Source organism: Winogradskyella ludwigii, assembly GCF_013403985.1.
Classification (GTDB): domain Bacteria; phylum Bacteroidota; class Bacteroidia; order Flavobacteriales; family Flavobacteriaceae; genus Winogradskyella; species Winogradskyella ludwigii.
Window position 1 is genome coordinate 382,815 of the sequence record NZ_JABFDF010000001.1, and the last position, 27,000, is coordinate 409,814.

The window sequence follows — 27,000 nt, forward strand, 5'->3', positions numbered from 1 at the left end:
ACCTATTAGGTGTATTTAATTATATTTACGTTTATAAGTTAGCTTTAGACGTTTTAAAAGTCGAATAAAATAAGATTTTAACATTTTGAGTATTACACCTACTGAACAAAAAATTATCGCATATCTCCAAAAAGGAGATAAGCGTGCGTTGAATTTATTATACGAAAACTATTCTAACAGTCTTTATGGTGTAATCTTAAAAATTACAATTAATGAAGAAATTGCTCAAGATGCGTTACAAGAAACCTTCATTAAAGTATGGAAAAATGCTTCAAAGTACGATGCCTCAAAAGCTAAACTCTTTACATGGCTGTTTCGTATAGCACGAAATACAGCTATAGATAAACTAAGAAGTTTTAATAATCGTTTCCATAAAGAAGTCCAAATTGAAACTTCGAACGTATATATTCTACCAACAACAAATTTTAATCAAGATGTCATGGACATCAAACAACATGTTGGAAAACTAGAAGATAAATATCAAATTGTGCTAGATGCCTTATTTTTTCAAGGGATGACACAACAAGAAGCAAGTGATGAATTAGATATTCCGCTTGGCACAATTAAATCTCGATTAAAAATAGGATTGCGAGAACTTAAAAAAGTCTACAATCCCTAAATTATTTGATCATGGAAAAACAAATACAAAACTTTTTAAATTCCGATCTACTTAATAAGTATTTGGTTGGAGATCTTTCTTTAGAGGAATCTATAGAAGTAGAACACTTTATTTCAAACTATCCAGAAGCTGCTGAAGCTTATGAAAAACTTCAAGATAATTTAGAAATTGTAGCAAAAGCAGGTGCTGTTGATTTACCAAATCATATGTTAGGAAACATTATGGATTCTTTAGAAGAAGCCAATGATACTAAAGTGATTCAATTAGTTCAAGACAGAAAAACCCCTTGGTATAGCATTGCAGCAAGTGCAGCAGCCGTTTTATTTGCTGCAACATCATTTATGCTTTATCAAAAAAATATTGATTTAAGTAGTGAAAACAATGTGGTTGTAGATGAAATTTTTGATCTAAGAAGCGATATTGAAAGTAACAATTCTAAATTAGATGAGTTATCTAGAGAATTATTAAAACTTAATAATCCTGATTCTAGAAAATATGTCATTAATGGTAATGCACGCGCCAAAAATTTAAAAACTGTAGCTTATATTAATTCGGTTGAAAAAACATCTATGATTGATGTGATCACTTTACCTCAATTACCAGAAGAGCAACAATACCAAATTTGGGCTGAGTTGCAAGATAGAATGGTGAACTTAGGAATTTTAGATGAATCTGACCGTAAGCTAAAACAAATCCCATATATGGAAGATGCATTAGCACTTAGTATTAAAATTGGTACAAAAGGAGACAACGCAAGCGAAAATGATACTGAAGTTGCTGAAATTTCTCTAAAAGAAAAATAAAATACTTTTATATAAAAAAAAGAGGCGCAATTAAAATTGCGCCTCTTTTTTTTGTTGAATATTTAGACTTAGTCTTTAGAGAATAAAGTTCTATGTATAATACCTCCAGCGATTGCACCTGCTATTGGAGCTACCCAAAATAACCAAACCTGAGATAAATGTGCTCCTTCAGAGAATAAAGCCTGACTTAAAGATCTTGCCGGATTTACTGACGTATTAGTAATAGGTATACTAATTAAATGGATAAGAACTAAAGCTAAACCAATTGCTATACCTGCAAATCCTTTAGGTGCTTTTGGATATGTACTTCCTAAAATAACCAATAGAAAAAAGGCTGTTAGTATAAATTCTGCTATCAATGCAGATGCCATACTATAACCATCTGGTGACAAATCTCCATAACCATTAGCCGCAAAACTACCTACGCCATCAAACCCAACTTTACCAGAAAGAATAACATATAATACTCCAGCTGCTGCAATGGCACCTAAAACTTGAGAAATAATATAACCTGGTAAATCTTTAGCTTCAAATTTTCCTCCAGCCCAAAGACCTATTGATACTGCTGGATTAAAATGGGCTCCTGAAATATGCCCAACTGCATAAGCCATAGTTAATACCGTAAGACCAAATGCCAAAGCAACACCTACAAATCCAATTCCTAGTTCAGGAAATCCAGCAGCAAAAACAGCACTACCACAACCTCCAAATACTAGCCAAAATGTTCCGAAGAACTCTGCGAATAATTTTTTCATAATTGATAAATTAATTAGTTAATTATATATGTTTAATAGTGATGAGACACACAATCAAAGCGTTAAGTCACAACCAAAATGAACAGAAAATAAATGTAAAAGCATTATCTTTGTGAAAAATTAAGCTTACAATGAAATTATTATTAATTACACTGGGATTATTAGCTTTAGCAGTAGCAGGAATTGCTATAAAAATTTGGGCTAAAAAAGATGGAAAATTTGCTGGTACTTGTGCAAGCCAAAACCCAATGCTTAACCAAGAAGGTGAAGCTTGTGGATTTTGCGGAAAATCTCCAGAAGAATATAAAGACTGTAGTGAACCTCAACACTCATAAGCCTTAATGACGCTTTACCTATTATTATTTTATGCATTTATTGCAGTTGTTAGTGTTCAAATTATTTATTATCTCAGTTTTCTCTTCTCGTTTAGCATTAAACGTGCCGATAAACAACTAAAAAAGCATATTCCAATTTCAGTAATTGTCTGTGCTAAAAATGAAGCCGAAAACTTAAAAAAAAACATTCCTTTAATAATTAATCAGGAGTATTCAAACTTCGAAATTGTATTAGTCAACGATAGTTCTTTTGATGATACATTAGAGGTTATGAAAACTTTTGAAGCAGACAACCTTAACATCAAACTTGTAGATGTTAAGACCAATGAAGCTTTTTGGGGAAATAAAAAGTATGCGCTCACATTAGGAATTAAAGCATCCAAACACGATTTTCTTGTTTTTACTGATGCAGATTGCGCACCAAACTCAAAGCATTGGCTAGAACATATGAGTGGCCATTTTTCTAATAAAAAATCTATAGTTTTAGGTTATGGAGCTTATGCAAAAAAAAGGTTTTCGTTTTTAAACAAACTTATTAGGTATGAAACTGTGATGACGGCCCTTCAATATTTCTCTTATGCGAATATGGGATCTCCATACATGGGAGTTGGCCGTAACATGGCTTACAGGAAAGAATTATTCTTTAACAATTCTGGATTTAACAATCACATGTCTATAAAATCTGGTGATGACGACTTATTTATAAATGAAGTCGCAAATTCATCAAATACAGCTTTATGTTTTACTAAAGACAGCTTTACCATTTCTGAACCTAAAACATCGTTTAAAGCTTGGATACTTCAAAAACGAAGACATATTAGTACAGCTTCATTTTATAAATTGAAACATCAATTTTTATTAGGCCTATTTTTTAGCACACAATTACTATTCTGGATTCTTGGCATTTCACTTTTAGCGATAGGCTTTTCATGGCATTGGATAGTCGCTTTAATAAGCTTACGTTTTCTAATTCAATGGCTTTGTTTTGGTTTTACAGCTAAAAAATTCGGTGAAGTTGATCTTATTATATTAGCACCAATTTTAGAATTGTTTTTAATTACTACACAATTAAGTATCTTTATTGCTAATTTGATATCTAAGCCAAAACATTGGAAATAAAAGAAGCTATAAAAAAAGCAAAAAATAAAGAACAAATCGCTTTCAAATTTCTTCTAGATACGTATTGGAATGACGTCTATGCTTTTCAGCTTAAACGCACTCAAAATGAAAATGATGCTGAAGATATTACCATTCAATCCTTTTCAAAAGCCTTTGACAAAATTGCAACTTATAACGACGATTATAAATTTAAGACTTGGCTAATTACTATTTCTAAAAACATTCATATTGATTTAGTAAGAAAGCAAAAACATTCAATTAGAAATACTTCTAAAGACAACGAGGCTAATTATTTTGAAATTATTGATGATTCTCCAACTCCTGAAGACAAAATTATTACCGAACAAAATCTCGCCAATCTCTTAAGAGATATTAAAAAATTAAAACCACATTATCAAAAAGTCATTAATTTACGATTTTTCCAAGAGTTGAGTTATAAGGAAATATCAGAAGAACTTAATGAACCCATTAATAATGTAAAAGTTAAACTACTAAGAGCAAAAAAGCTATTGGCTGCAATTATTACAAAATCTTAAGTATAGTTACCCTTAAAAAAAATGGATTTAATTCATTCTCTGAAAGTAAAACCTATTTACAAATCTTACGCATCATCCTTCCTATCATAAAACACTTTTTATTATTTACTTTGTATCTTTGTGTATTGAAATTTAGAATTGCATGGAAACCAAAGTTGCTTCAAATATTTTACCAGAACGTAAACCAAAATGGTTAAGAGTTAAATTACCTACAGGTAAAAAATACACTGAACTAAGATCCTTAGTAGATAAGTACAAACTAAATACGATTTGTACTTCTGGAAGTTGTCCCAATATGGGAGAATGTTGGGGAGAAGGTACAGCAACATTTATGATTTTAGGAAACGTTTGCACACGTTCTTGTGGATTTTGTGGTGTAAAAACAGGAAGACCAGAAACGGTTGATTGGGATGAACCCGAAAAAGTAGCACGCTCTATAAAATTGATGCAAATTAAGCACGCTGTATTAACCAGTGTAGATCGTGATGATCTTAAAGATATGGGAAGTATTATGTGGGCTGAAACTGTAAAATCAGTGCGACGAATGAATCCTGAAACCACTCTAGAAACTCTTATTCCTGACTTTCAAGGTGTAGAAAAACATATTGACCGTATCATAGGCGTAGCTCCTGAAGTTGTATCTCACAATATTGAAACCGTAAGACGTCTAACTCGCGAAGTAAGAATACAAGCGCAGTATGATCGTAGTATGGGCGTTTTAAAATACTTAAAATCTCAAGGACAGCGCAGAACCAAATCTGGAATTATGCTAGGTTTAGGGGAAGAACGTGAAGAAGTTATTGAAACGCTACATGATTTACGTAACAATGATGTAGATGTTGTTACGATAGGTCAATATTTACAGCCAAGTAAAAAACATTTACCTGTAAAACAATTTATTAATCCAGATCAGTTTAAAGAATACGAAGAAATTGGATTAGAGTTAGGTTTTAGACATGTAGAAAGTAGTGCTTTGGTAAGATCTTCTTATAAAGCTCAAAAACACATTAATTAATGATAACTGTTGCTATTAATGGCTTTGGCAGAATTGGTCGTCGTGTTTTTAGACTCGCATTAAAACATCCAGAAATACAAATCGTAGCTATAAATGATTTGGCAGATGCCAAAACATTAAGTCATTTATTAAAATACGATAGCATTCATGGTGTTTTAAACGAAACTGTTTCGTTTGATGACCATCATATTATTGTAAATAATGTTTCAATTCCACTATACAATCAGTTGCATCCTAAATTAATTGATTGGTCTACAGTACAACCCGATTTTGTTATAGAATCTACAGGGAAGTTTAAAACAAAAACAGAGCTTCAACATCATATTACTAATGGAGCAAAACAGGTTGTATTATCAGTTCCGGCTTTAGAAGATGATATTAAAACAATTGTTTTAGGTGTTAATGATACTACATTAGAGGGTACTGAAACTATTATTTCTAATGCTTCGTGTACCACAAATAATGCAGCACCTATGATTGCTTTAATAAAAGCACATCTAGGCATAAAACAAGCTTACATTACCACCATACATTCTTACACAACAGATCAAAGTCTACATGACCAGCCTCATAAAGATTTAAGACGAGCAAGAGCCGCTGGTCAATCTATTGTACCAACAACAACAGGTGCAGCTAAGGCTTTAACCAAAATTTTCCCTGACTTATCAGATGTTATAGGTGGTTGTGGTATTAGAGTTCCTGTTGCTAACGGATCTTTAACTGATATTACTATTAATGTAGAAAAGCCAACGACAATTAAAAAAGTGAACGAAATTTTTAAAAATGCAGCAAACAAAGAACTGAAAGGTATATTGGAATACACAGAAGATCCTATTGTTTCTATTGATATAGTTGGTAATCCGCACTCTTGTATCTTTGACTCACTTATGACTTCAGTTATTGGTAATATGGTAAAAATAGTTGGTTGGTATGATAATGAAACTGGCTATAGTTCAAGGGTTTTAGACTTAATTTGCAATTTGACGGACAAAAAAGCACTTTTGTCGAATAAATAATTATATTTGCTTGAATTAAATTGAGCTAAATGTCCAAAATCAAATATTATATATTTGTATTTATTACATGTTTTTGTAGTCTTATTTTTGCGCAACAAGATAGCGGAGAAGATATAGACATGCTTGGCTTACAGCTTAATGAACGCTTAAAGCAAGCAAAACTAGATACGGATCGCGGTAAATATTATAATGCTAAAGACAACTTAGATAAAGCATTAAATATTGCTATAAAAATTGAGGATAAGTTAAATCAAGGTAAGATTCATACTAAAATAGCTAAAGTTCAATTTTTAGTTGGAGAAGAAGATCAAGCTAATGCTTCTCTTACGAAAGCTGTTCAAATTCAACGTGAAAATGATGATTTAGGCAACCTCGCGATAACTTATAATATTAGAGGTGTAATTCACAGTACAAAAGAAGAATATAAACTAGCCTTAGAGTATTTCACATCTGCAAAAAATTTATTTGAACAAGAAGATTTAGAAGAATATATCTCTGAAGTTACATTAAACGAAGCTAAAGTATACATCGCCCAAGATCGTTATGAAGAAGCAAAAGCCAAATTAGACACCACTATACTTCTCGCAAAAAAACACAATCAAATGCGACGACTTGGTAGTGCTTTAATTGAAAGTGGTAAGATACACAGTGCTTTAAATAACCCTAAAATGGCTTTATCTCAAACTGAAGAAGGTCTAGCTATTGCACAGTCGAGTAAAGTTTTAGAAAATGTAAATGAAGCCTTCTTAACGCTTAGTAATATTCATGAAAAGAATAAGGACTTTAAAAATGCGCATTACTACATCACAAAACACATTCATTTATCTGACTCTATATTAAATGTAAAAAGGGCAAATATTGCACCAGGAACATCAGGTAAAGACATTAGCAATTATCAAGATGCAAAAAACGCACAACTAGTAGCTCAAATTGAAGATATAAATAAAGAAAGTGCGTTTACAAGAATAACAACTATTTTAAGTATTGCCTTAATCACCATATTATCACTACTAACCTTGTCTTTATACAAAAACAATAACATAAGGTTAAACACCAACACTATGCTTCATAAAAAGAATGATGAGCTTATTGTTGCTAAAGAAAAAGCAGAACTGGCTTCCAAAACAAAGGCTAATTTCTTATCTACAGTTACTCATGAGTTACGAACACCTTTATACGCCGTAACAGGTCTTACTAATATGTTATTAGATGAAGAACCAAAAGAACATCAAATTCCGCATTTAAAATCTTTAAAATTCTCAGGAGACTATCTGTTAACCTTTATTAATGATATCCTTCAAATTAATAAAATTGAAGCTAATAAAGTTGAAATAGATCCTGAACATTTCAACCTTAAAAACAAATTAGAAAACGTGATCTCTGCGCTTAGTAATTCTGCTAAGGATCAGGATACAAAAATTCATTTTGACTACGAAAAGGGATTGCCAGAAACATTTGTTGGCGATCAACTAAAAATATCTCAAATTTTAATTAACCTGCTCGGAAATGCTATCAAGTTCACAAAAGATGGTGACATATGGGTAAGAACATACAAAATTGGGCTAGAAAACAATATGTACAATCTTCGTTTCGAAATTGAAGATAATGGTATTGGTATTACAAAAGAAAAGCAAGATCACATGTTTGAGAGCTTCTCTCAAGGCTCTGTACAAATTAATAGAAAATATGGAGGTACAGGTTTAGGTTTATCTATTGTAAAAGGGTTAATTCAAATTCTTAAAGGAAAAATTTACCTAAAGAGTGAACTTGGAAAAGGCACAACATTCTTTTTTGAGATTCCGTTAAAATATGATAAAAGCGTAGACAAACCAGAAATTGAAGACGTCGTTAAAGTTAATAAAATGAAGAGTTTGGATTTAAGTAATGTAAAAATTCTAATTGTAGAAGACAATAAAATTAACCAAATGATCACTAAAAAGATACTTAATAAAATGGGTCTGTATTGTGATGTGGTTGACAACGGAGAAGCTGCTGTAGAGCAAGTAAAAGAAGTTACCTATGATATTGTTTTAATGGATATTCATATGCCTGGCATTAGCGGATTAGAAGCTACAAAAATCATAAGAACATTTGATAAAGATTTAACCATTTTTGCCCTAACTGCAGTAACATTAGAAGATAAAATGCATGAATTTGGAGATGCTGGTTTTAATGATATCATCTCTAAACCGTTTAAACAAGAAGATTTTGAAACTAAGTTACATGCTGCACTTTCAGGAGAAGAAATAGTATCTAGCTACTTTAGTTAATATAATTGCTTACCGTAGTATTAAATTCTAGTGCTTTATCTATAACCATTTCTATAGGTAAATAGTACAATTTACTTTTCAAAGGGTTATAATCAGACAAACGTACAAAATCCTTTTCTGTGGTAATAATAAGCGATTTAGATGCCAAAACATCAATGTCTGACGCTTTAAAACTATAATGATCACTATATTCTAAATGATCAAATTGTTGTCCTTTTTCTTTCAAAAAATCCACCAATGGCTTAGCATTAGCAATACCTGTAACCAAAGTAAACTTTGGAAGCTTGGATAATTCTAACTCATCATTTTCAGATATTACATTAGAGGCATAATCTACATAGCTAAAAAACACTTGCTGAGAATCTTTTAATTTTAATTTAGACGTAATCATGCTTTTTTCAGCATCTGAGATAGTCTTACTACATTTTGTAACCACTATTAAATCTGCTCGTTTTGCTCCAGACCTTGGCTCTCGCAAATTCCCTGTTGGCAAAACCATATCCTTAAAATAAAGATTATTATAAGCGGTTAAAAGAATATTAAAACCAGCATTAACTTTTCTATGCTGAAAAGCATCATCTAACAGAACCACTTCTGGTTGCGGTTTCAATTCTCTAAGTTTCCCTATGCCTTCTTGCCTATTAGCATCAACAGCAACAGTAATATCTTTAAATTTTCTATAAAACTGAAAAGGTTCATCACCAATAGTGTCTGCATTGGCATGTTGGTCTGCTAAAACAAAACCTATAGTTTTTCGTTTATAACCTCTACTTAAAGTCGCTACTGATTTTTCGTCCTTTAATAACCGAATTAAATACTCGATCATTGGAGTTTTTCCTGTGCCACCTGTACTTAAGTTTCCTACACAAATCAGAGGGAAATCGTAAGACTTAGAGGATTTAAAACCTAAATCGTACATCCTATTTCGCAACCAAGTAATCACGTAATAGAAGGGCATAATAGGAAACAATATGATGCGGATAAACTTCATGTATTTTATTTATAGCCTATTTTTATAACAAGGAACATCACAATAACCATAGTGTTTTAAGGGCAAAATAGAGGATTGATGTTTCACGACGACTAAATTATATTATTTTTGAAACAAATATACACTTATGATTATACAAGACGTAATTAATCACTTGCACAACTTAGCACCTTTAGCCTATGCTGAAGATTTTGACAACGTAGGACTTCTTGTTGGTAATAAAAATGAAAAAGTTACAGGTATTCTTGTCACTTTAGATACACTTGAAGCAGTTGTTGATGAAGCGATTGAAAACAATTGTAATCTCATAGTAAGCTTTCATCCTATTATCTTTTCAGGTTTAAAAAAACTAACAGGAAAAACATATGTGGAGCGTGTTGTCATAAAAGCAATTCAACATAACATTGCTATATTTTCTATACATACAGCCTTAGACAACGCACTACAAGGCGTAAATTCTATTATTTGTGATCAGTTAGGATTAAAAAATAAGAAAATATTAATTCCTCAAAAAGGAACTATAAAAAAATTACAAACTTATGTTCCTAAAGCAAATGCTCAGACATTAAGAACGGCATTATTTGAAGCTGGCGCAGGGAGTCTTGGTAACTACGACTCCTGTAGTTTTAATATTGAAGGAGAAGGCACTTATTTAGGCAATAAAGATTCAAATCCTGTCATTGGCAAAAAAGGACAATTGCATACAGAAAAAGAAATCGCTATTTCTGTAACTTTTAAAAAGCATTTAGAACCAAAAATATTAAAAGTCTTATTTGAATCGCATCCTTATGAAGAGGTTGCTTATGAAATTTCAACTTTAGAAAACACCAATCAACATATAGGTATTGGAATGATTGGAGAGCTTGAAAATGAAATGGAAACTATGGATTGTCTCCATTTTATTAAAAACAGGATGAATACTGAATGCATAAGGCATTCAAATTCATTACACAAACCTATAAAACGCATTGCTGTATTAGGTGGCTCAGGAAGTTTTGCTATTCCTGCTGCAAAAGCTATGAATGCTGACATTTTAATTACTGCAGACCTTAAATATCATGACTTTTTTAGCGCGGAAAACAACATTGTTTTAGCAGATATTGGACATTATGAAAGCGAACAGTTCACAAAATCGTTTTTAGTAGACTATCTCTCGAAAAAAATCACTAATTTTGCAATCATTTTATCAAAGACAAATACAAATCCGATAAAGTATTTATAATTATGGCAAAAAAAGCTGAAGTTTCTGTTGAAGAGCGGTTAAGAGCACTATATGATTTACAATTAATTGACTCTAGAGTAGATGAAATAAGAAATGTCAGAGGAGAACTTCCTTTAGAAGTTAGAGATTTAGAAGACGAAATTGAAGGATTGAACTTAAGAATGGAAAAACTTAATGATAGCCTTACAATTGTTGATGATGAGATTAAAGGAAAGAAAAACTTAATCGAAGAAGCAAAATCTTTAATCAAAAAATACAGTGAGCAACAAAAAAATGTTAGAAATAACAGAGAATATAACTCATTGACAAAAGAGATTGAATTTCAAGAATTAGAAATTCAATTGGCTGAAAAGAACATAAAAGAATTTAAGGTTCAGATAGAGCAGAAAAAAGAAGTTATTTCTGAAACAAAAAATCGTTTAAAAGATCGTACTGCGCATTTAAAGCACAAGAAAGGCGAACTTAATGAGATTTTAAAGGAAACTGAAATAGAAGAAGAAGCACTTAACGGAAAGTCTGAAGATTTTAAAAAGAAAATCGATGAGCGTTTAGTTAAAGCATACCAAAGAATTAGAAACAACGTTAAAAATGGTTTAGCTGTTGTTGCTATTGAGCGTGGAGCTTCTGGAGGTTCTTTCTTTACTATTCCACCACAAGTACAAGTAGAAATTGCTTCTCGTAAGAAAGTAATTACTGATGAGCATAGTGGACGTATCTTAGTTGATGCTGCATTAGCTGAAGAAGAAAAAATAAAAATGAATAAGTTATTTGCAAAACTTAGCAAATAAGCATTCAAATATTATATATCTAAGCCTTTGCAATTGCAAAGGCTTTTTTTTTGTTCAAAAGTTAGCTACTAATTCTTTAATATAATTTTAGCAAAACTGTATTTAAGGAATTGTAATTTTAAACGACTACACAAGTGAAGAAAAACTATAACATGAAAAAAATCTTAAGTATATTAACCATCAGCTTATTATTTAGCTGTAACAATCAAGCACAAACTAACCCAGAACAACAAACAGTTATTGATGCAGATCCTGTTGCTGTCCCTATAAAAGATGGAAAAGCAAGAGCTTATTTTGCTAGTGGCTGTTTTTGGTGTGTAGAAGCTATTTTTGAAAGTGTAAAAGGTGTTGAAGAATCCATTTCTGGCTATGCTGGCGGACACACAGAGAAACCAACATATAAAGCAAGCAACACAGGAAGAACAGGTCATGCTGAAGCTGTAGAGATCATTTATGATCCAGAAGTGATTAGTTTTTCAGATTTAGTCGATGTTTATTTTGGATCTCAAAACCCAACTCAAGTTAATGGTCAAGGTCCGGATAATGGCTCACAGTATCGTTCTATAATCTTTTATCAAAACGATGAACAAAAACAAATCATTGAAACTAAAAAAGCTGCACTAGCAAAAGAATTAGATGCTACCATTGCTGCTGAAGTTTATCCTTTTCAAAAATTTTGGATTGGTGAAGATTACCACCAAAACTACGAGCGTTTACATCCCAATCAAGGTTATATTAGAAGCGTCTCTATTCCGAGATTAAATAAATTTAAAGCTAAGTTTCCTCAGTTATTAAAGACTGAAGTAAAACATTAAAGCACAAGACCTGTCAGGTTTTCAAAAACTGACAGGTCTTAAAATATAAAAAACTATTCTAATATATATATTCAACCTCAATACCTATCATTGGATTTAAAACTCCAACTTTAGTACGTTTGGGGTTTTTATATTTTATTGATCCATCTCTCCATCCTGTATTATGATAATTAGACCAAGTCTGTAAATCTTTCACTTCGGTAAACGTATAACGATAATTTGGTCCAAAATAAGCGTACTTTTTCACTTTCCCTGATGTATTTACCATTTCTACACCAACACAAATTCCATTTTTAGGGAATCTAATTCCTAAATCTTTTACATCAACCCAAAGTTTATATTTTTTATTTTTAGGTTTCACATATAAATTTTCATGATATAACAACTTACCAGGAGAATTAGTTATCGAATCAAATTCATAAAACTTAAGATTAAAGGTTGCTATATATTCAGCATCTTTTCGTTTTTTAAGATTTATATAAACGCTATTAACTTTACCTGTTTTGTCTTTGGGGTTTTCTATTAAAACAGTAGTTTCATAACCAATTAAGGACGTAACACCCATATTTCCGTCTCTTTTTTCGCCTAGAATCTCTTTCTCACCATATTTTATTCTTTTACTAGAAATGACGACTTCATCCAAATTCTCAATTTCAGGCTCTAAGAAAATTTCAAGTATCACATCAGTTTTAAAACTAGTAGCAGGCAATAGCCTAGATTTATAACCTATAGTTGAAATTTTTAATGTATCACTATTTATGTTTTTAATTTTCAATTCAAAATCCCCAAACTCATTAGCATAAGTTCCTTTTCCATTCTTTAAAACAACATTAGCATAAGAGATCGCACCACCTGTTAATGAATCTTTTACAATGCCTTTAATTGTTTGAGCAAAGCTGAAGTTAAGAGTTAGGACAAGAATTAATAATTTTACTATTTTCATATTTAAAACTATTCACTTTTCGATTTAAATTTCAGATCTTTTAGGTCCAATTGTGCAGTTTTCTCTTTAGGAATTAAAATGACTTTTTTTTTCGTTGCCTTCAATTCAAAGATCATAGGAAACAATTGATTCTTCATTTTATACATTCCTGAATCTGTTTTTATTAAATCTGGAAATACATCATACGGACTTTCGTCATATTCATTGAGGTACTCAATTTGTAATCCGGCTTCAATAAGTGAATTTATCACTTCACTTAAACCATGATTCCAACCATATTCCTTACTTACTATTTTTGAATCTTGATTAGCATAAGTGCCTTCATATTCGTCATAAATCACTTCATCTTGACTGTAATGATATGTCATTTTAGGTTGTCCATCTGCATAATCAAACATCCACGCAATAGGATGAAATTCTACAATATAAAATTCCCCTCCTACTTTTAAGCGTTCAGAAATCATTTTTGCCCAAGGTTTTAAATCTGGTAACCAACCAATAGTCCCGTAACTTGTAAAAACAATATCGAAGGTTTCAGAAACATGCTTAGAGGCATCCAAAACATTACAACACACAAACTCAGCATCAAGTTGTAATTCGGCATTTAATTGTTTTGCCAATTTCACTCCTTCATCACTTAAATCTATTCCAACGCACTTCGCTCCCATCCGACTCCAACTCAATGTATCTTGTCCAAAATGGCATTGTAAGTGCAGTAATGACTTGCCTTTAACATTACCTAAAGCTTTTAATTCATAAGATATTAACGATGTTTTACCTTTTTTAAAGGCTTCAATATTATACATTTCACTTTGGGCATGTATAGCTACTTTTTTATTCCAAGTGGCTTTATTAACTTCAAAATAATTCGTGTTGTCCTTCATGGTTGGTTAATTTAGCATGTAATTTACTATAACTTTTTTAATATGAAATCAATATATTTAGTTCTCACCTGTCTGTTACTTGTTTTTAGTTGTAAGTCTGACGGAGCGAAATCTCCTTTAAAAGAAATCCATAAAGAACCAACTGTTGCTAGGAAAATTGCAAATGCGCATGGTTTCGAGAATTGGAAAAATGTTTCTGAAATTAAATTCACCTTTCAAGTCGATAGAGATACTATAAAAGGAAATGGAAGATCTTGGACTTGGCAACCTAAAGCTAATATGGTGAGCATGACAACGAACAAAGACACCGTTAAGTATAGCAGAAACCAAATAGATACTACAAATAGTAATGCTGATAGCGCTTTTATAAATGATAAATTTTGGTTGTTAATACCATTTCAATTGGTTTGGGACACTTCGGCTACCATATCTGAGTCTAAAAAAGCAGAGTCACCTGTTAGTAAAACGCTATCTAATATGATTACACTAACCTACCCTAACGAAGGTGGTTATACTCCTGGTGATGCTTACGATATCTTTTTTGATGACAATTTTATTATAACGGAGTGGATTTATAGAAAAGGAAATTCTGTAACACCAACGATGGCAACAACCTTCGAAAACTATAAAGATTACAATGGAATTAAAATTGCAACCGACCACAAGATGGAAAGCGGTAATTGGAATTTAAATTTTACTGATGTCACTATAACTTTGGATGAGTAGAAATATAACTTACTTTTGTAACCTATAATGTAAGATTCGCGTTTTAAGTTTTTACTTCAAAATGTATAGCTTACATTTTCCGCCATTTGGCGCCTATTATATATTAAAGCACTTTTACGATTTGTTAAAAGTGCTTTATTTTTTTGAAAGATTGAATCTAAGTCAGTCCTTCTTTTTTGTTTTGTAAATTTTTATCAATACTAAAAGTAAAAGTAGAGCCTTCATCTATTTCACTAATTAGTGATAGATGACCACCCAACAGTTTTACGTACGCTTTTGATATAGACAGACCAATTCCAGAACCATGAATTGCTGTATTCTTATTTACATTTACTTGATAAAAAGGATTAAAAATAGTCTCTCTTTTATCCTCAGGAATACCAACACCTGTATCTGTAATACAGAACTTTAATTGAGACGTATTACTATCTACATTACAACTTAACATAATCTCATCTCCTTTTGATGTATATTTAATAGCATTTTCTATTAAATGCTTCAAAACCATGCTAAGCTTATCGATATCTGAATTTATAAGACTATCATTTTCTGAAATAAAATTATTTACGGTAAAATCTACATTTTTTAATTTTGCTTCTGGTAAAAACGTTTTATAAATAGCCTGAATAGTATCGTTAACATTAAACAACGATATTCTAATAGACATTTGACCTGTTTCTATTTTAGATATATCCAAGATATCCGAAATAACATCGAGTAACTCGTTACCATTACTTTCAATTACAGACACAAACTCCTGATATTCATCATCTTCAGTTTGGTAGGACTTTAAAAGTTCTGCACTACCCAAAATACCATACATAGGTGTTCTAATTTCATGACTCATATTAGTCATAAATGCAGATTTTAATCGATCAGACTCCTCTGCTCTATCTTTAGCTATGATTACATTTTTATGTTTTTCAATAAGTTCATCTTGTAATTGATTCTCTTTTAATAATGCATTATGTAAACGATCTATTAAAAACGATACTGAAAAAACAGATAACAAACCGAAAACGATATTATTAACAAAAACAATAAATAATATTTCGATGTCAAACACTGTAAAAAAATGGAGATCTATCCATTTCATATAATCAATTAATAAAACAATTATATAAAACGCAGCGGTAACCACCACAGAAATAACACCTGCTTTTTCACCACTATAAAGCGTCATTAAAACACTAAGCATAAATAGCAAAATAGTTCCATTACCATTAAGTCCTAAGTCAATTATCAACGCAAAAGAAAGCAAGAAGAAATTAACAGAAAGAATTATTTTCTTTGTTTTCAAAGACATTCTTTTATAAAAAAACAAGAATGCGATTACAAGAACAGCAATAGTATCTATATAAAACACAAACCATTTATCTAATGCAATAGCCATTATTGCACTAGGAATGTATGATAATGAACTTAAAGCAAGAGTTAATATTAAAATAGAGATAAACAATTTATCTCTAAAGTATGTTAAATCTTCTTTTTCGCTCTTATTAGAAAAACCACTGTACTTAATATACCAATGACGATAAGACAACCATAGTTTTTTTAGCATTTATAAGGAAATAAGGATCAATTAAACCTAAATATAATTACAATAATATATAATTCACTAATATCTAGATGATTATTTCTAGGTTATTCGATAAACGGAAATTTAATATAATTATACTATTTTTGTTAGCAACCGAAAACAAACTCAAATTGTCCAACTACAAACCTAGTCTTGCTTACGCAAAAAAACAAGACGAATTAGACGAATTATCTAGCTACAGAGCACAATTTCATATTCCTAAAGACAAAGATGGAAATGAGCTTATTTACCTCTGTGGAAATTCACTTGGCTTGCAACCAAAATCAACAAAAGCTTATATCAATCAAGAGTTAGAAGATTGGGCAAATCTCGGAGTTGAAGGCCATACAGATGCCAAAAATCCGTGGTTACCTTATCACGAATTTTTAACAGAAGCTACAGCAAAATTAGTAGGCGCAAAACCCATTGAAGTCGTAACCATGAATTCCTTAACGGCAAATCTTCATTTTATGATGGCTTCGTTTTATAAACCAACGAAAGAACGTTATAAAATATTGATTGAGAGTGATGCCTTTCCTTCCGATAAATATGCTGTAGAATCACAATTACGTCATCATGGTTACGATGATAAAGAAGGTTTAATCTTATGGAAACCAAGAGAAGGCGAAGAATTACTAAATTATGAAGATTTAGAAACCATTCTCAAAGCGCATGGCAATGAAATTGCACTTATTATGGTTGGAGGCGTCAATTATTATACTGGTCAGTTTTTCGATTTTAAACGCATTACAGACCTTGGACACCGTTATGGTTGTAAAGTTGGGTTTGATTGTGCACATGGTGCAGGAAACGTAGATTTAGATTTACATAATTCTGGAGCTGATTTTGCCGTTTGGTGTACTTATAAATATTTGAATTCTGGCCCAGGAAGTTTATCAGGTTGTTTTGTTCATGAGCGACATGCTTATGATAAAACCTTAAACCGATTTACAGGTTGGTGGAGCCACAATAAAGATACACGTTTTAATATGCGACATGAGTTTGATGTGTTACCTGGAGCCGAAGGTTGGCAACTCAGTAATCCACCAATTTTATCCATGGCAGCTATAAAAGCTTCTTTAGATATGTTTAATGAAGTAGGATTCGATAAAATTCTAAAAAAATCGAAAAAACTAACTGGGTATTTTGAGTTTTTATTGAAAACATTAGGTGAAGACACCATCCGAATCATCACACCAGAAAATCCCGATGAACGTGGTTGTCAATTATCTATTCAGGTTTTAAATGCAGATAAATCATTACACGATAAATTAACCGAAGCTGGAGTTATTAGCGATTGGAGAGAACCAGATGTTATTAGATGTGCACCAATTCCGTTGTACAACTCATTTGAAGATGTGTATTTGATGGTTGAAAAAATGAAAGCAATATTAAAAAGCCCATCCTAGTTATTTAGCAAAAAAGGAACTGTAATGGATTTATTAACAAAAATAGAATACTGACTGAATTAAGAACGGAATAATTAAACTATCAAGTCCTTAATCAATTCGGAGAATTGAACATCAATCTGCAGAAATAGAGAGCGAAAAAGCGGAACTGCGAAGCAAAGCTTCAAGCATGAAGCTTTGAAAGCGAATGTTCCGAAGGAATTTCCTCAGATTGATTGTGATTTTTGGTTCGTTTGCATCAAGGCAAATGAACAGAAAAATAAATATATGAATAACAAAAAACAAAACATACTAATCATCGGAGCAGGACTCTGCGGAAGTCTACTAGCCTTAAGACTAGGACAAAGAGGCTATAACGTTACTGTTTACGAAATGCGACCTGACTTAAGAAAAACAGATATTTCTGCAGGACGGTCTATAAATTTAGCATTTTCAGACAGAGGTAACAAAGCCATGAAACTTGTTGGTATTCAAGACAAAGTAAAGGAACTTTGCATACCAATGAATGGCAGAATGATTCATGATAAAGACGGCAACACCTTTTTATCAAATTATAGTGGTCGCGAGCATCAATATATTAATTCAATTTCTAGAGGTGAACTAAACGCATTACTACTAAACGAAGCAGAAAAACACGATAACGTAAAAATTTATTTTAACAAGAAATGTAACTCTGTAGACTTTGAAAATACTACAGCTACATTTCAAGATTACAACTCTAAAGAAGAATTTATTGAAGATGCGGATTGTATCATAGCAACAGACGGAGCAGGTTCTGCACTTAGAAAAAGTTATTATTTAGGCAAGAAATTTCTATTCAGCTTTTCGCAAGATTATTTAAGTCATGGTTATAAAGAATTAAGCATTCTACCAACAGAAAATGGCGACTATAAAACCTACAAAAACGCATTACACATTTGGCCTAGAAGTAGTTTTATGCTGATTGCCTTACCAAATTTAGATGGTAGTTTTACAGTCACACTATTTTTAAGTTATGCTGAAGGCGAATACAATTTTAATAATTTAACGACACCAGAATTAGTTACGGAATTCTTCCAAAAAGAGTTTCCAGATGCCTTAGCGATTATGCCCAATTTAGTGGATGATTTTTTCGAAAATCCAACAGCTGCATTAGGAACCGTAAAATGTTCACCTTGGCATTATAAAGGAAATACACTATTGATGGGAGATTCTGCCCATGCTATTGTACCATTTTATGGTCAAGGTATGAATGCATCTTTTGAAGATGTCGTTGAATTCGATAAAGTTTTAGACCAAAATTTAGACAATTGGGAAGCTACTTTTACAGCTTACGAAAAAAACCGAAAGAAAGACACAGATGCCATAGCAGACTTAGCGATAGATAATTTCCACGAAATGAAAGGTCATGTGGCAAATCCTATTTTTCAAGAAAAACGAAAAATAGAAATGGCTCTAGAAAAAGAGTTTCCAACGGAATACGATTCTAAATATAGTTTAGTAACTTTCAACGAAATGGTAGGCTACAGAGAAGCCATGTTAAGAGGAAGAGCTCAAGATAAAGCGATTTTAAATATGTTAACGGATAAAATTATTTCACCCGAAGACGATTTAAAAGATATTCTAAAAAAAGTAAAAACAGAAACTGAAGCTATTTTAGAAGATGATAAAATTGCTGGATTGCATTAGCAATTTTGTCATTCCGCACCTGATGCGGAATCCATTATAAATTGGAGTTGAATTAAATAAAGATTCCTGCCTACGCAGGAATGACAATAACATGAGTAACACAGATAATAAGATTCCTGCTTCTTCAGGAACAGGAGTAACACCAAGAGGAGCGTATCCACACGTAAAACAAGTCGGAGACTTCATATTCGTTTCGGGTACAAGTTCTAGACGTGCAGACAACACCATTGCAGGCGTTGACCTAATCGACGACATGGGAACAAAACGTTTAAACGCATACACCCAAACCCAAGAAGTCTTAAAGAACATAGAAAAAAACTTAGCAAAAGTTGGAGCTAGCTTAACAGATGTGGTAGATGTGACCTCTTTTTTAGTCAACATGAATGACTTTGCAGACTACAATAAAGCCTATGGAGAATTCTTTGAAAAAGAATCAGGACCAACCAGAACAACAGTTGCAGTGCATCAGTTACCTCATCCTGATTTGGTGGTGGAGATTAAGGTTATGGCTTATAAAAAACTTTAAATGCAGCCATTTGTAATTATCATATCGTTATTCACTGCGCTTTTTTCTCATGCGGATGCAGGAAACATTTATCGTTTAAATCTAGAATTAGAATCGAAAAGTGGTGAGAGACTAAATGGTTATTACTATCACTATTCTTATGACAAATACGATGAAAATACGGATTATGGTAAAAGGTTAGAAAACCTACTAAACAAAAATAGTATCACAATTTACACTCTTATTCAAACAAAGAATCTCGGTGAGTTACAACTAGATTTCACTTCAAACAATTATAAAATAGAAATAGATTTAAATAATTTTAAAAAAATAAGAATTATTAATTATTCGGAGCCTGAAGTATACCATCCACTTGTTGAACTTTCTCCTAAGGAATTCTTATTAATTGGAAGTAAAAATCCGGAAATAGAATTTATATATAACCAAAAAATAGCTGAAAATTGTAATTATATTTTGTTATGTTGGAACTCAAAAACTGATTTATCTAAACACAAAAAAGAGATTTCACATGAATTAAGTTTATTTAGCAAAAACCTTTCTTCAACCCAAAATCGAATGCATAAGTATTTATCACTCAAAAAAGAAGAACTACTTAACAGATATTCAATATTAATGATAAATCATTGTAGCGCGTTATAAAATGGAAAATATCAAAAACTACATAAACGGAGAATTTTTGCTTCCTCTTGCTAATGGGTGGATCAACAACTACAATCCATCTAATGGCGAGGTTTATGGAGAAATCCCAAACTCATCAAAAGAAGATGTCGAAAGCGCATACATTGCTGCAAAAACTGCATTTCCAACATGGAGCAAAACGACGCTAGAAGAACGCAGCAGAATTTTAATTAAAATTTCAGAATTACTAGAAGCTAACTTAGACCGTTTTGCAGAAACCGAAAGTAAAGACAATGGCAAACCTATTTCGTTAGCAAAAGCCGTTGATATCCCGAGAGCAGCAAGTAATTTTCGATTCTTTGGAAATGCGATAACACAATTCGCGAGTGAAAGTCATGAATCCGTTGGTCAAAATGCCATTAATTACACCTTACGTCAACCCATTGGAGTTGTAGGTTGTATTTCGCCTTGGAACCTTCCACTCTATTTATTTACATGGAAAATTGCACCAGCTTTAGCGGCAGGAAATTGCGTAGTTGCCAAACCAAGTGAAGTCACACCAATGACAGCTTATTTACTTGGCGAAATTTGTAACGAAGCAGGATTACCTAAAGGTGTTTTAAATATTGTTCACGGATTAGGCACTTCCACTGGACAAGCCATTATTGAGCATCCAGACATTAAAGCCATAAGTTTTACAGGAGGCACAGCAACAGGAGCACATATTGCGAGAGTCGCTGCACCACTATTCAAAAAACTATCCTTAGAATTAGGTGGAAAAAACCCAAATATCATTTTTGCTGATTGTGATTATGAAGATATGCTAAACACAACGGTTCGTTCGTCTTTTGCTAATCAAGGGCAGATTTGCTTGTGTGGCAGTCGCATTTTTGTGGATGCTTCTATCTATGAAAAATTCAAAAAAGACTTTGTTGAAAAAGTAAAAGCTTTAAAAGTTGGACATCCATCTGAAGCAGACACCAATATTGGAGCCTTAGTTTCTAAATCGCATTTAGAAAAGGTAAAAGATTACATTGAAATCGCTAAAGACGAAAACGGAACTATTTTATGTGGCGGAAACGAAGTCACAGTAAATGGATATGAAAACGGTTATTATTTAGAACCAACGGTTATTGAAGTTCCAAATGACGACTGCAGAGTAAACCAAGAAGAAGTTTTTGGACCTGTCGTTACTATAATGCCATTCAATTCAGAAAACGAGGTTTTAGAAATGGCCAATAAAGTGAAATATGGTTTATCTGCTACACTCTGGACAAACGATTTAAAACGCACCATGAAACTAAGCAACCAATTACAAGCAGGAATTGTTTGGGTAAATACGTGGATGATGCGCGATTTAAGAACACCCTTTGGAGGTGTAAAAGCATCTGGAGTTGGACGTGAAGGTGGATTTGAAGCCTTGCGTTTTTTCACGGAAGCCAAGAATGTTTGTATAAAATATTAACCGTATCCAAAAAGCAACCTTGAACAGAAGAGAATTTTTATTACTTGTATGGACAAAATTTTTAAGACCAATCTTATTTATTTTTATCATAATCTTTTGTATCAATTTTCTAATTGATGTTTTCAAAGAAGGTAATTTCGATAATTTTATAAATATTGGAAAACTCATTATCCTAATACTATTAATTTACATTTCGATATACTTTTTAAACATATTTATTGAATTAATTAGGGATAAAATATATTCAATACTACCAGATTCTATTAAACAGATACTACAAATTTTCAGTAAAATCATAAGTTATATACTTCCTTTTATTTTGGGCGCATTAATTTATCATTTCTGGTTTGAAAACAAACCTAAAGCGATAGTATTAGTACTCATAATTCTAAATAGTAAAATAAGTAATTATAATAAATCCGAAAAAGAAAATGAATTTCAACCTCAATAACAAATACGCATTAGTTTGTGGTAGCACAGCAGGCATAGGAAAAGCAACAGCACTAGCTTTTGCAGCAGAAGGAGTACAAGTAACCCTAATTGCTAGAAATGAAGACAAGTTAAAAGCAACACTTTCAGAATTACCTCAACAAAGAGCACACGATTATATTGTGGCTGATTTTTCAAATCCTGATGATTTAAAAGCAAAGGTTTCAGATTATATTTCTAAAAATCACGGGTTTCATATTTTGGTAAATAATACAGGTGGCCCAAAAGGTGGTCCAGTTTTTTCCGCTGAAGTAGACGAATTTGAATCGGCTTTCACCCAACATTTAAAATGTAATCATGTATTGGTTCAAACGGTTGTTCCGTTTATGAAAGATGAAAATTACGGACGAATTATTAATGTAATTTCAACGTCTGTAAAACAGCCTTTAGATGGACTTGGAGTTAGCAATACCATTAGAGGTGCAGTTGCTAATTGGAGTAAAACTTTAGCTAATGAATTGGGTCAATTTGGCATTACAGTAAACAATGTTTTACCAGGAGCGACAGGAACTGAGCGATTAACTCAAATTATAAAAAACAAATCGGCGAAATCTGGAAGCACAGAAGAAGAAGCAGCTAATGCCATGAAAAATGCTGTTCCTGCAAAACGTTTTGCAAAACCAGAAGAATTAGCTGATGCAATAACGTTTTTAGCAAGTGAACGTGCTGCTTATATTAACGGAATTAATCTTCCTGTTGATGGCGGACGAACAAAATCTTTGTAACTTTATAACTTGTCATTCCTGCGAACGTAGGAATCCAAAATAAAAACAATTATAATATAGATTCCTGCCTTCGCAGGAATGACAAAAAAATAACATAACCATGAGCAAGATATATCCTCCAATTAATTTTAAAGCATGGATAGACGAAAACCGTCATTTATTAAAACCACCTGTTGGCAATAAAGTGGTTTGGAAAGATGGAGATTATATAGTCATGGTTGTTGGTGGACCAAATAGCAGAAAAGATTACCATTATAACGAAACACCAGAATTCTTTCATCAAATAGAAGGAGACATGGTGCTTAAAATCATTGACGAAGGGACGCCCAAAGATATTCATATCAAAGAAGGTGAAATTTTTCTTCTACCTCCAAAAGTGCCACATTCTCCTCAACGTGGAGCAAACACTGTAGGTTTAGTTATTGAATATCCTAGAGAAAAAGATGTAAAAGATGCCTTACTTTGGTTTTGCGAAAGTTGTACAACAAAATTGTATGAAGAAGATTTTACGCTAGATAATATTGAAACTGATATGCCAAAAATATTTGATGAATATTATGGAAATCAAGACAAACGAACCTGTCCAAATTGTGGAGAAATTATGCAACCACCACAAAAAGTTAAAATAGAATAAGCTTATAGAAAAAGGTTCATTTTAGCTATTAAAAAGAACATCCTATTTTCAAAATAAGATAATTAACACTATAATAATCCCTCATTTCTCGGCAACTAAACATGGAAAAACGCAAACTTAGAATAAACGGCCATTCACACCTTTTACCATATCCGGAAGAAATCCCTCCATTTATGCAAGAAAAAGGCATTTTTTGGGTGGATAAAGATCGGAAATTTATGCTTCAAAAAGATTGGAATCGTCCAATCACAGATTCTAGTTTTTTCTTAGATGAAAAGTTAGAATGGATGGAGCGAAATAAGTTAGACCATGCTGTGGTTTTAAATTTATCTCAGCTTTACGGAAACGGTTTAAGAGTTGAAGAAATGAAGCAAGCATTGCGATTTCAAAATGATTTCAATGCTAAAGTACAGCATAATCATCCGAGTAAATTTACTTGTGGCTTTGTTGTTCATCCTGGTTTTGTAAGAAGTGCATGTTGGGAAATTGAACGTTGTGTAGAAGTTCTAGGGATGCAACTCTTATGTTTGCCAACGCATTATATGGATTCTATAGGCACTTGGCGCTGTATTTTTGATGAAGAAAACGAACCCATTTTTGAAATGGCTAATAAATATAATTTGGCTGTTGAAATTCATCCTTATGACGGTGAAAAATTTATAAAACTTGAAAATATATCTTGGCGTTTTCATTTGATATGGATGTTAGCACAATGTGGAGACGCTTATCACTTTTTAACGCTGAATGGCTACCAAGATAAATATCCTAACATGAGGACTTGTTTTGCTCATGGCGGACAATTAGCTCAAATTAATTTAGGACGACGTATTCAAGGTTTTGATGGACGACCAGATTTATTTGAAGGCAAAAGTCACCCAAGAAAAGCCGTTGGCCACAAAAATATTTTCTTTGATACTTTAGTGCACGATACTGGTGGTTTAGAATTACTGATTAGAAATCAAGGTGCTAAACAAGTTATTATGGGATTAGATGACCCTTATCCGTTAGGTGAAATGGAAAGCGAAAAACAATCGTCTTATCCAGGTAAGATTATAGATTTAGCTATCGATAGAAAGATTATAACAGAAACAGAAGGAGATGCTATTTGGGAAGATAATGTAATTCAATGGTTATGCGGAGATGACGAAGCGGCTAAACAGAAGTTAATTTCTCGAATTTTATCTTAATCTTTTCATTTATTAATAACTTTTATTTTTCTACAAAATATTTATACTCATGTATTTTCTTCCTGAAGATTTAGACAATTATGTTGTTGCTCATTCTGAACAAGAACCACAATTATTAGAGCAACTAACCCGAGAAACCTATCAAAAAGTACTACAACCCATTATGCTTAGCGGACCTTATCAAGGTCGTGTTTTAAGTATGATATCTAAATTAATTAGACCAAAATCTATTTTAGAATTAGGCACTTTTACAGGTTATGCTACGTTATGTTTAGCTGAAGGCTTACAAGACGAAGGAGAGCTTCATACCATTGATATTAATGAAGAATTGACTGATTTTCAAAGAAAATATTTTGATAAATCGAATTTTGGAAACCAAATTATTCAGCATACAGGAAGTGCACTAGATATTATTCCAAAATTAGACCGAACTTTTGACTTGATTTTTATTGATGCTGATAAACCAAACTATTCAAATTATTTTCATTTAATAATAGACAAATTGAATAAAGGAGGTGTTATTCTTTCTGATAATGTATTATGGCATGGAAAAGTTGTAGAACCTTTAGATGATAAAGATAAATCTACAAAAGCCGTTTTAGATTACAATACGCTTCTTAAAAATGATAAACGCATTGAAACGGTTTTACTTCCTATAAGAGATGGCTTAACAATTAGTAGAAAAATATAATAACGCAGATATGAGTAAAATTGACATAAGAACGGTCGATGTTATTAAATACATCACTCCTTTAAGAGAAGGTGGCTCTCTTCCTGCTATTGTTGAGGCTAACGATGGGTTTCTGTATGTTTTAAAGTTTAGAGGCGCTGGTCAAGGTACAAAAGCATTAATCGCTGAATTTATTGGCGGAGAATTAGCACGAGCCATTGGATTAAAAGTTCCAGAATTGGTTTTTATGAATTTAGATGATTCCTTTAGTAAAACCGAACCTGATGAAGAAATCCAAGACTTACTTAAATTTAGTGTTGGTCTTAACTTAGGACTACATTACTTAAGTGGCTCAATCACCTTTGATCCTTTAGTGTCTGTTGCAGATGCTACAACGTCTTCTAAAATTGTTTTACTAGATAGTATTATTAGCAATATAGACCGTACTGTAAAAAACACCAATCTGCTCAATTGGAATAAAGAATTATGGGTTATAGATAATGGTGCCAGTTTTTATTTTCATCATAATTGGAATACTTGGGAGAATCATCTTACTAGAACATTTCCACTTATTAAAGACCATGTACTTTTAGAACGTGCAACTCAACTTAACGCAGTCTCTAAAACAATAGTTAAGGAACTAGACAAAGCAACCATTGAAGCTATAATACACAAAATACCGGAAGATTGGTTAATAAATGAGTCTGACTCATTGACTCCTGACCAAAAGCGAAAAGCTTATATGGACTACTTAAATTCGAGACTTTCAAAAATTGACACACTAGTAAAAGAAGCTGAAGATGCAAGATAAAGTTACTTTTGAATATGCTATTATTAGATTAGTGCCTAAAGTAGAGCGTGAAGAATTTTTTAACATTGGTGTTATTTTATTCTCTAAGCGTAAAAAATTTCTTGGTGTTAAATTTAAAGTGAACGAACAAAAATTGAATGCGTTTTCATGCGAACTCGATTTAGAGGCTATTAACTGCTACTTAAATTCTTGGGAATTAATTTGTAAGGGAGATGTTTCTGGAGGCGCTATTGCCCAATTTGAAATGTCAGACCGATTTAGATGGTTAGCCGCTTCTCGTAGTACTATTATACAAAGTTCTAAAACACATTCGGGTTTAACTGAAAATCCAAAAAAGGAGCTACAAACTATTTTTGATAGACATGTTTTAGAGAGTGACTAA

At 32.2% G+C, this 27,000-nt stretch carries 28 protein-coding genes; 23 read left to right on the forward strand and 5 right to left on the reverse strand.

Annotated elements, in window-relative coordinates; all coding sequences use genetic code 11:
• The first annotated feature begins 85 nt into the window (after window positions 1-85).
• Both HM981_RS01645 and HM981_RS01650 read left to right on the forward strand, forming a co-directional pair.
• Complete coding sequence (locus HM981_RS01645) at window positions 86-619, forward strand: RNA polymerase sigma factor (RefSeq protein ID WP_179336843.1); 534 nt, start codon at window positions 86-88, stop codon at window positions 617-619.
• A gap of 11 nt (window positions 620-630) precedes the next feature.
• The gene (locus HM981_RS01650; RefSeq protein WP_179336844.1) at window positions 631-1,422 is read left to right on the forward strand and encodes an anti-sigma factor; all 792 of its coding nucleotides are present in this window, start codon (window positions 631-633) and stop codon (window positions 1,420-1,422) included.
• A gap of 68 nt (window positions 1,423-1,490) precedes the next feature.
• On the opposite strand, the gene aqpZ is transcribed toward HM981_RS01650, so the two are convergent.
• Window positions 1,491-2,177, reverse strand: a complete 687-nt coding sequence (aqpZ, locus tag HM981_RS01655; protein WP_179336845.1) for an aquaporin Z — start codon at window positions 2,175-2,177, stop codon at window positions 1,491-1,493.
• 131 nt (window positions 2,178-2,308) lie between these two features.
• On the opposite strand from aqpZ, the gene HM981_RS01660 reads away from it, so the two are divergent.
• The 6 genes from HM981_RS01660 (at window position 2,309) to HM981_RS01685 (ending at window position 8,468) form a co-directional block, all read left to right on the forward strand.
• The gene (locus HM981_RS01660; RefSeq protein ID WP_179336846.1) at window positions 2,309-2,512 is read left to right on the forward strand and encodes a membrane or secreted protein; all 204 of its coding nucleotides are present in this window, start codon (window positions 2,309-2,311) and stop codon (window positions 2,510-2,512) included.
• A 6-nt stretch (window positions 2,513-2,518) separates the two neighbouring features.
• Window positions 2,519-3,631, forward strand: a complete 1,113-nt coding sequence (locus tag HM981_RS01665) for a glycosyltransferase (protein WP_179336847.1) — start codon at window positions 2,519-2,521, stop codon at window positions 3,629-3,631.
• Complete coding sequence (locus HM981_RS01670; protein WP_179336848.1) at window positions 3,622-4,167, forward strand: RNA polymerase sigma factor; 546 nt, start codon at window positions 3,622-3,624, stop codon at window positions 4,165-4,167. Before HM981_RS01665 ends, HM981_RS01670 begins: the two co-directional genes overlap by 10 nt.
• Window positions 4,168-4,309: 142 nt before the next feature.
• Entirely contained in the window at window positions 4,310-5,182 is an 873-nt protein-coding gene (lipA, locus tag HM981_RS01675; RefSeq protein ID WP_179336849.1) for a lipoyl synthase, read from the forward strand.
• Window positions 5,182-6,198, forward strand: coding sequence for a type I glyceraldehyde-3-phosphate dehydrogenase (gene gap, locus HM981_RS01680; RefSeq protein ID WP_179336850.1), 1,017 nt, complete (start codon window positions 5,182-5,184; stop codon window positions 6,196-6,198). The genes lipA and gap overlap by 1 nt, the downstream gene beginning before the upstream one ends.
• 29 nt (window positions 6,199-6,227) lie before the next feature.
• A complete protein-coding gene (locus HM981_RS01685; RefSeq protein ID WP_179336851.1) occupies window positions 6,228-8,468 on the forward strand; it encodes an ATP-binding protein in 2,241 nt (746 codons plus the stop codon).
• On the opposite strand, the gene lpxK is transcribed toward HM981_RS01685, so the two are convergent.
• Window positions 8,461-9,459 carry a tetraacyldisaccharide 4'-kinase gene (gene lpxK, locus HM981_RS01690; RefSeq protein WP_179336852.1) on the reverse strand — a complete coding sequence of 333 codons (999 nt, stop codon included), beginning with the start codon at window positions 9,457-9,459 and terminating at the stop codon, window positions 8,461-8,463. The two genes, HM981_RS01685 and lpxK, sit on opposite strands and share 8 nt — an antisense overlap.
• Before the next feature lie 127 nt (window positions 9,460-9,586).
• Between lpxK and HM981_RS01695 the strand changes: the two genes are divergently transcribed.
• From HM981_RS01695 to msrA, 3 genes are all read left to right on the forward strand, one after another.
• Entirely contained in the window at window positions 9,587-10,681 is a 1,095-nt protein-coding gene (locus HM981_RS01695) for a Nif3-like dinuclear metal center hexameric protein (protein ID WP_179336853.1), read from the forward strand.
• 2 nt (window positions 10,682-10,683) lie between these two features.
• Window positions 10,684-11,469: a zinc ribbon domain-containing protein gene (locus HM981_RS01700; RefSeq protein WP_179336854.1), complete on the forward strand. Its 786-nt coding sequence runs from the start codon at window positions 10,684-10,686 to the stop codon at window positions 11,467-11,469.
• A 152-nt stretch (window positions 11,470-11,621) separates the two neighbouring features.
• Window positions 11,622-12,284, forward strand: coding sequence for a peptide-methionine (S)-S-oxide reductase MsrA (gene msrA / locus HM981_RS01705; RefSeq protein WP_179336855.1), 663 nt, complete (start codon window positions 11,622-11,624; stop codon window positions 12,282-12,284).
• Between the two features lie 58 nt (window positions 12,285-12,342).
• Here msrA and HM981_RS01710 read toward each other — a convergent pair whose 3' ends face one another.
• Complete coding sequence (locus HM981_RS01710; protein ID WP_179336856.1) at window positions 12,343-13,227, reverse strand: carboxypeptidase-like regulatory domain-containing protein; 885 nt, start codon at window positions 13,225-13,227, stop codon at window positions 12,343-12,345.
• 8 nt (window positions 13,228-13,235) lie between these two features.
• Entirely contained in the window at window positions 13,236-14,111 is an 876-nt protein-coding gene (locus tag HM981_RS01715) for a class I SAM-dependent methyltransferase (RefSeq protein ID WP_179336857.1), read from the reverse strand.
• A gap of 42 nt (window positions 14,112-14,153) precedes the next feature.
• Here HM981_RS01715 and HM981_RS01720 point away from each other — a divergent pair, with 42 nt between their 5' ends.
• Window positions 14,154-14,837 (forward strand): hypothetical protein, encoded by a 684-nt coding sequence (locus HM981_RS01720; RefSeq protein WP_179336858.1) that lies wholly within the window; start codon window positions 14,154-14,156, stop codon window positions 14,835-14,837.
• A gap of 157 nt (window positions 14,838-14,994) precedes the next feature.
• Here HM981_RS01720 and HM981_RS01725 read toward each other — a convergent pair whose 3' ends face one another.
• The gene (locus tag HM981_RS01725; protein WP_179336859.1) at window positions 14,995-16,398 is read right to left on the reverse strand and encodes a sensor histidine kinase; all 1,404 of its coding nucleotides are present in this window, start codon (window positions 16,396-16,398) and stop codon (window positions 14,995-14,997) included.
• Between the two features lie 149 nt (window positions 16,399-16,547).
• On the opposite strand from HM981_RS01725, the gene kynU reads away from it, so the two are divergent.
• The 11 genes from kynU to HM981_RS01780 all read left to right on the forward strand — a co-directional run bounded on the left by kynU (window position 16,548) and on the right by HM981_RS01780 (window position 27,000).
• Window positions 16,548-17,825 (forward strand): kynureninase, encoded by a 1,278-nt coding sequence (gene kynU, locus HM981_RS01730; protein WP_179336860.1) that lies wholly within the window; start codon window positions 16,548-16,550, stop codon window positions 17,823-17,825.
• A 267-nt stretch (window positions 17,826-18,092) separates the two neighbouring features.
• Window positions 18,093-19,493: an FAD-dependent oxidoreductase gene (locus HM981_RS01735; RefSeq protein WP_179336861.1), complete on the forward strand. Its 1,401-nt coding sequence runs from the start codon at window positions 18,093-18,095 to the stop codon at window positions 19,491-19,493.
• A gap of 91 nt (window positions 19,494-19,584) precedes the next feature.
• Window positions 19,585-20,019 carry a RidA family protein gene (locus tag HM981_RS01740; protein WP_179336862.1) on the forward strand — a complete coding sequence of 145 codons (435 nt, stop codon included), beginning with the start codon at window positions 19,585-19,587 and terminating at the stop codon, window positions 20,017-20,019.
• Complete coding sequence (locus HM981_RS01745) at window positions 20,020-20,658, forward strand: hypothetical protein (protein ID WP_179336863.1); 639 nt, start codon at window positions 20,020-20,022, stop codon at window positions 20,656-20,658. It begins immediately after the preceding gene.
• Between the two features lies 1 nt (window position 20,659).
• A complete protein-coding gene (locus tag HM981_RS01750; protein ID WP_179336864.1) occupies window positions 20,660-22,102 on the forward strand; it encodes an aldehyde dehydrogenase in 1,443 nt (480 codons plus the stop codon).
• A gap of 431 nt (window positions 22,103-22,533) precedes the next feature.
• A complete protein-coding gene (locus HM981_RS01755) occupies window positions 22,534-23,316 on the forward strand; it encodes an SDR family oxidoreductase (RefSeq protein WP_179336865.1) in 783 nt (260 codons plus the stop codon).
• 100 nt (window positions 23,317-23,416) lie between these two features.
• Complete coding sequence (locus tag HM981_RS01760; protein ID WP_179336866.1) at window positions 23,417-23,950, forward strand: 3-hydroxyanthranilate 3,4-dioxygenase; 534 nt, start codon at window positions 23,417-23,419, stop codon at window positions 23,948-23,950.
• Between the two features lie 101 nt (window positions 23,951-24,051).
• Window positions 24,052-25,137 carry an amidohydrolase family protein gene (locus tag HM981_RS01765; protein WP_179336867.1) on the forward strand — a complete coding sequence of 362 codons (1,086 nt, stop codon included), beginning with the start codon at window positions 24,052-24,054 and terminating at the stop codon, window positions 25,135-25,137.
• A 49-nt stretch (window positions 25,138-25,186) separates the two neighbouring features.
• The gene (locus HM981_RS01770) at window positions 25,187-25,828 is read left to right on the forward strand and encodes an O-methyltransferase (RefSeq protein WP_179336868.1); all 642 of its coding nucleotides are present in this window, start codon (window positions 25,187-25,189) and stop codon (window positions 25,826-25,828) included.
• 10 nt (window positions 25,829-25,838) lie between these two features.
• Window positions 25,839-26,618 carry a HipA family kinase gene (locus tag HM981_RS01775; RefSeq protein WP_179336869.1) on the forward strand — a complete coding sequence of 260 codons (780 nt, stop codon included), beginning with the start codon at window positions 25,839-25,841 and terminating at the stop codon, window positions 26,616-26,618.
• Window positions 26,608-27,000 (forward strand): DUF3037 domain-containing protein, encoded by a 393-nt coding sequence (locus HM981_RS01780; RefSeq protein ID WP_179336870.1) that lies wholly within the window; start codon window positions 26,608-26,610, stop codon window positions 26,998-27,000. Before HM981_RS01775 ends, HM981_RS01780 begins: the two co-directional genes overlap by 11 nt.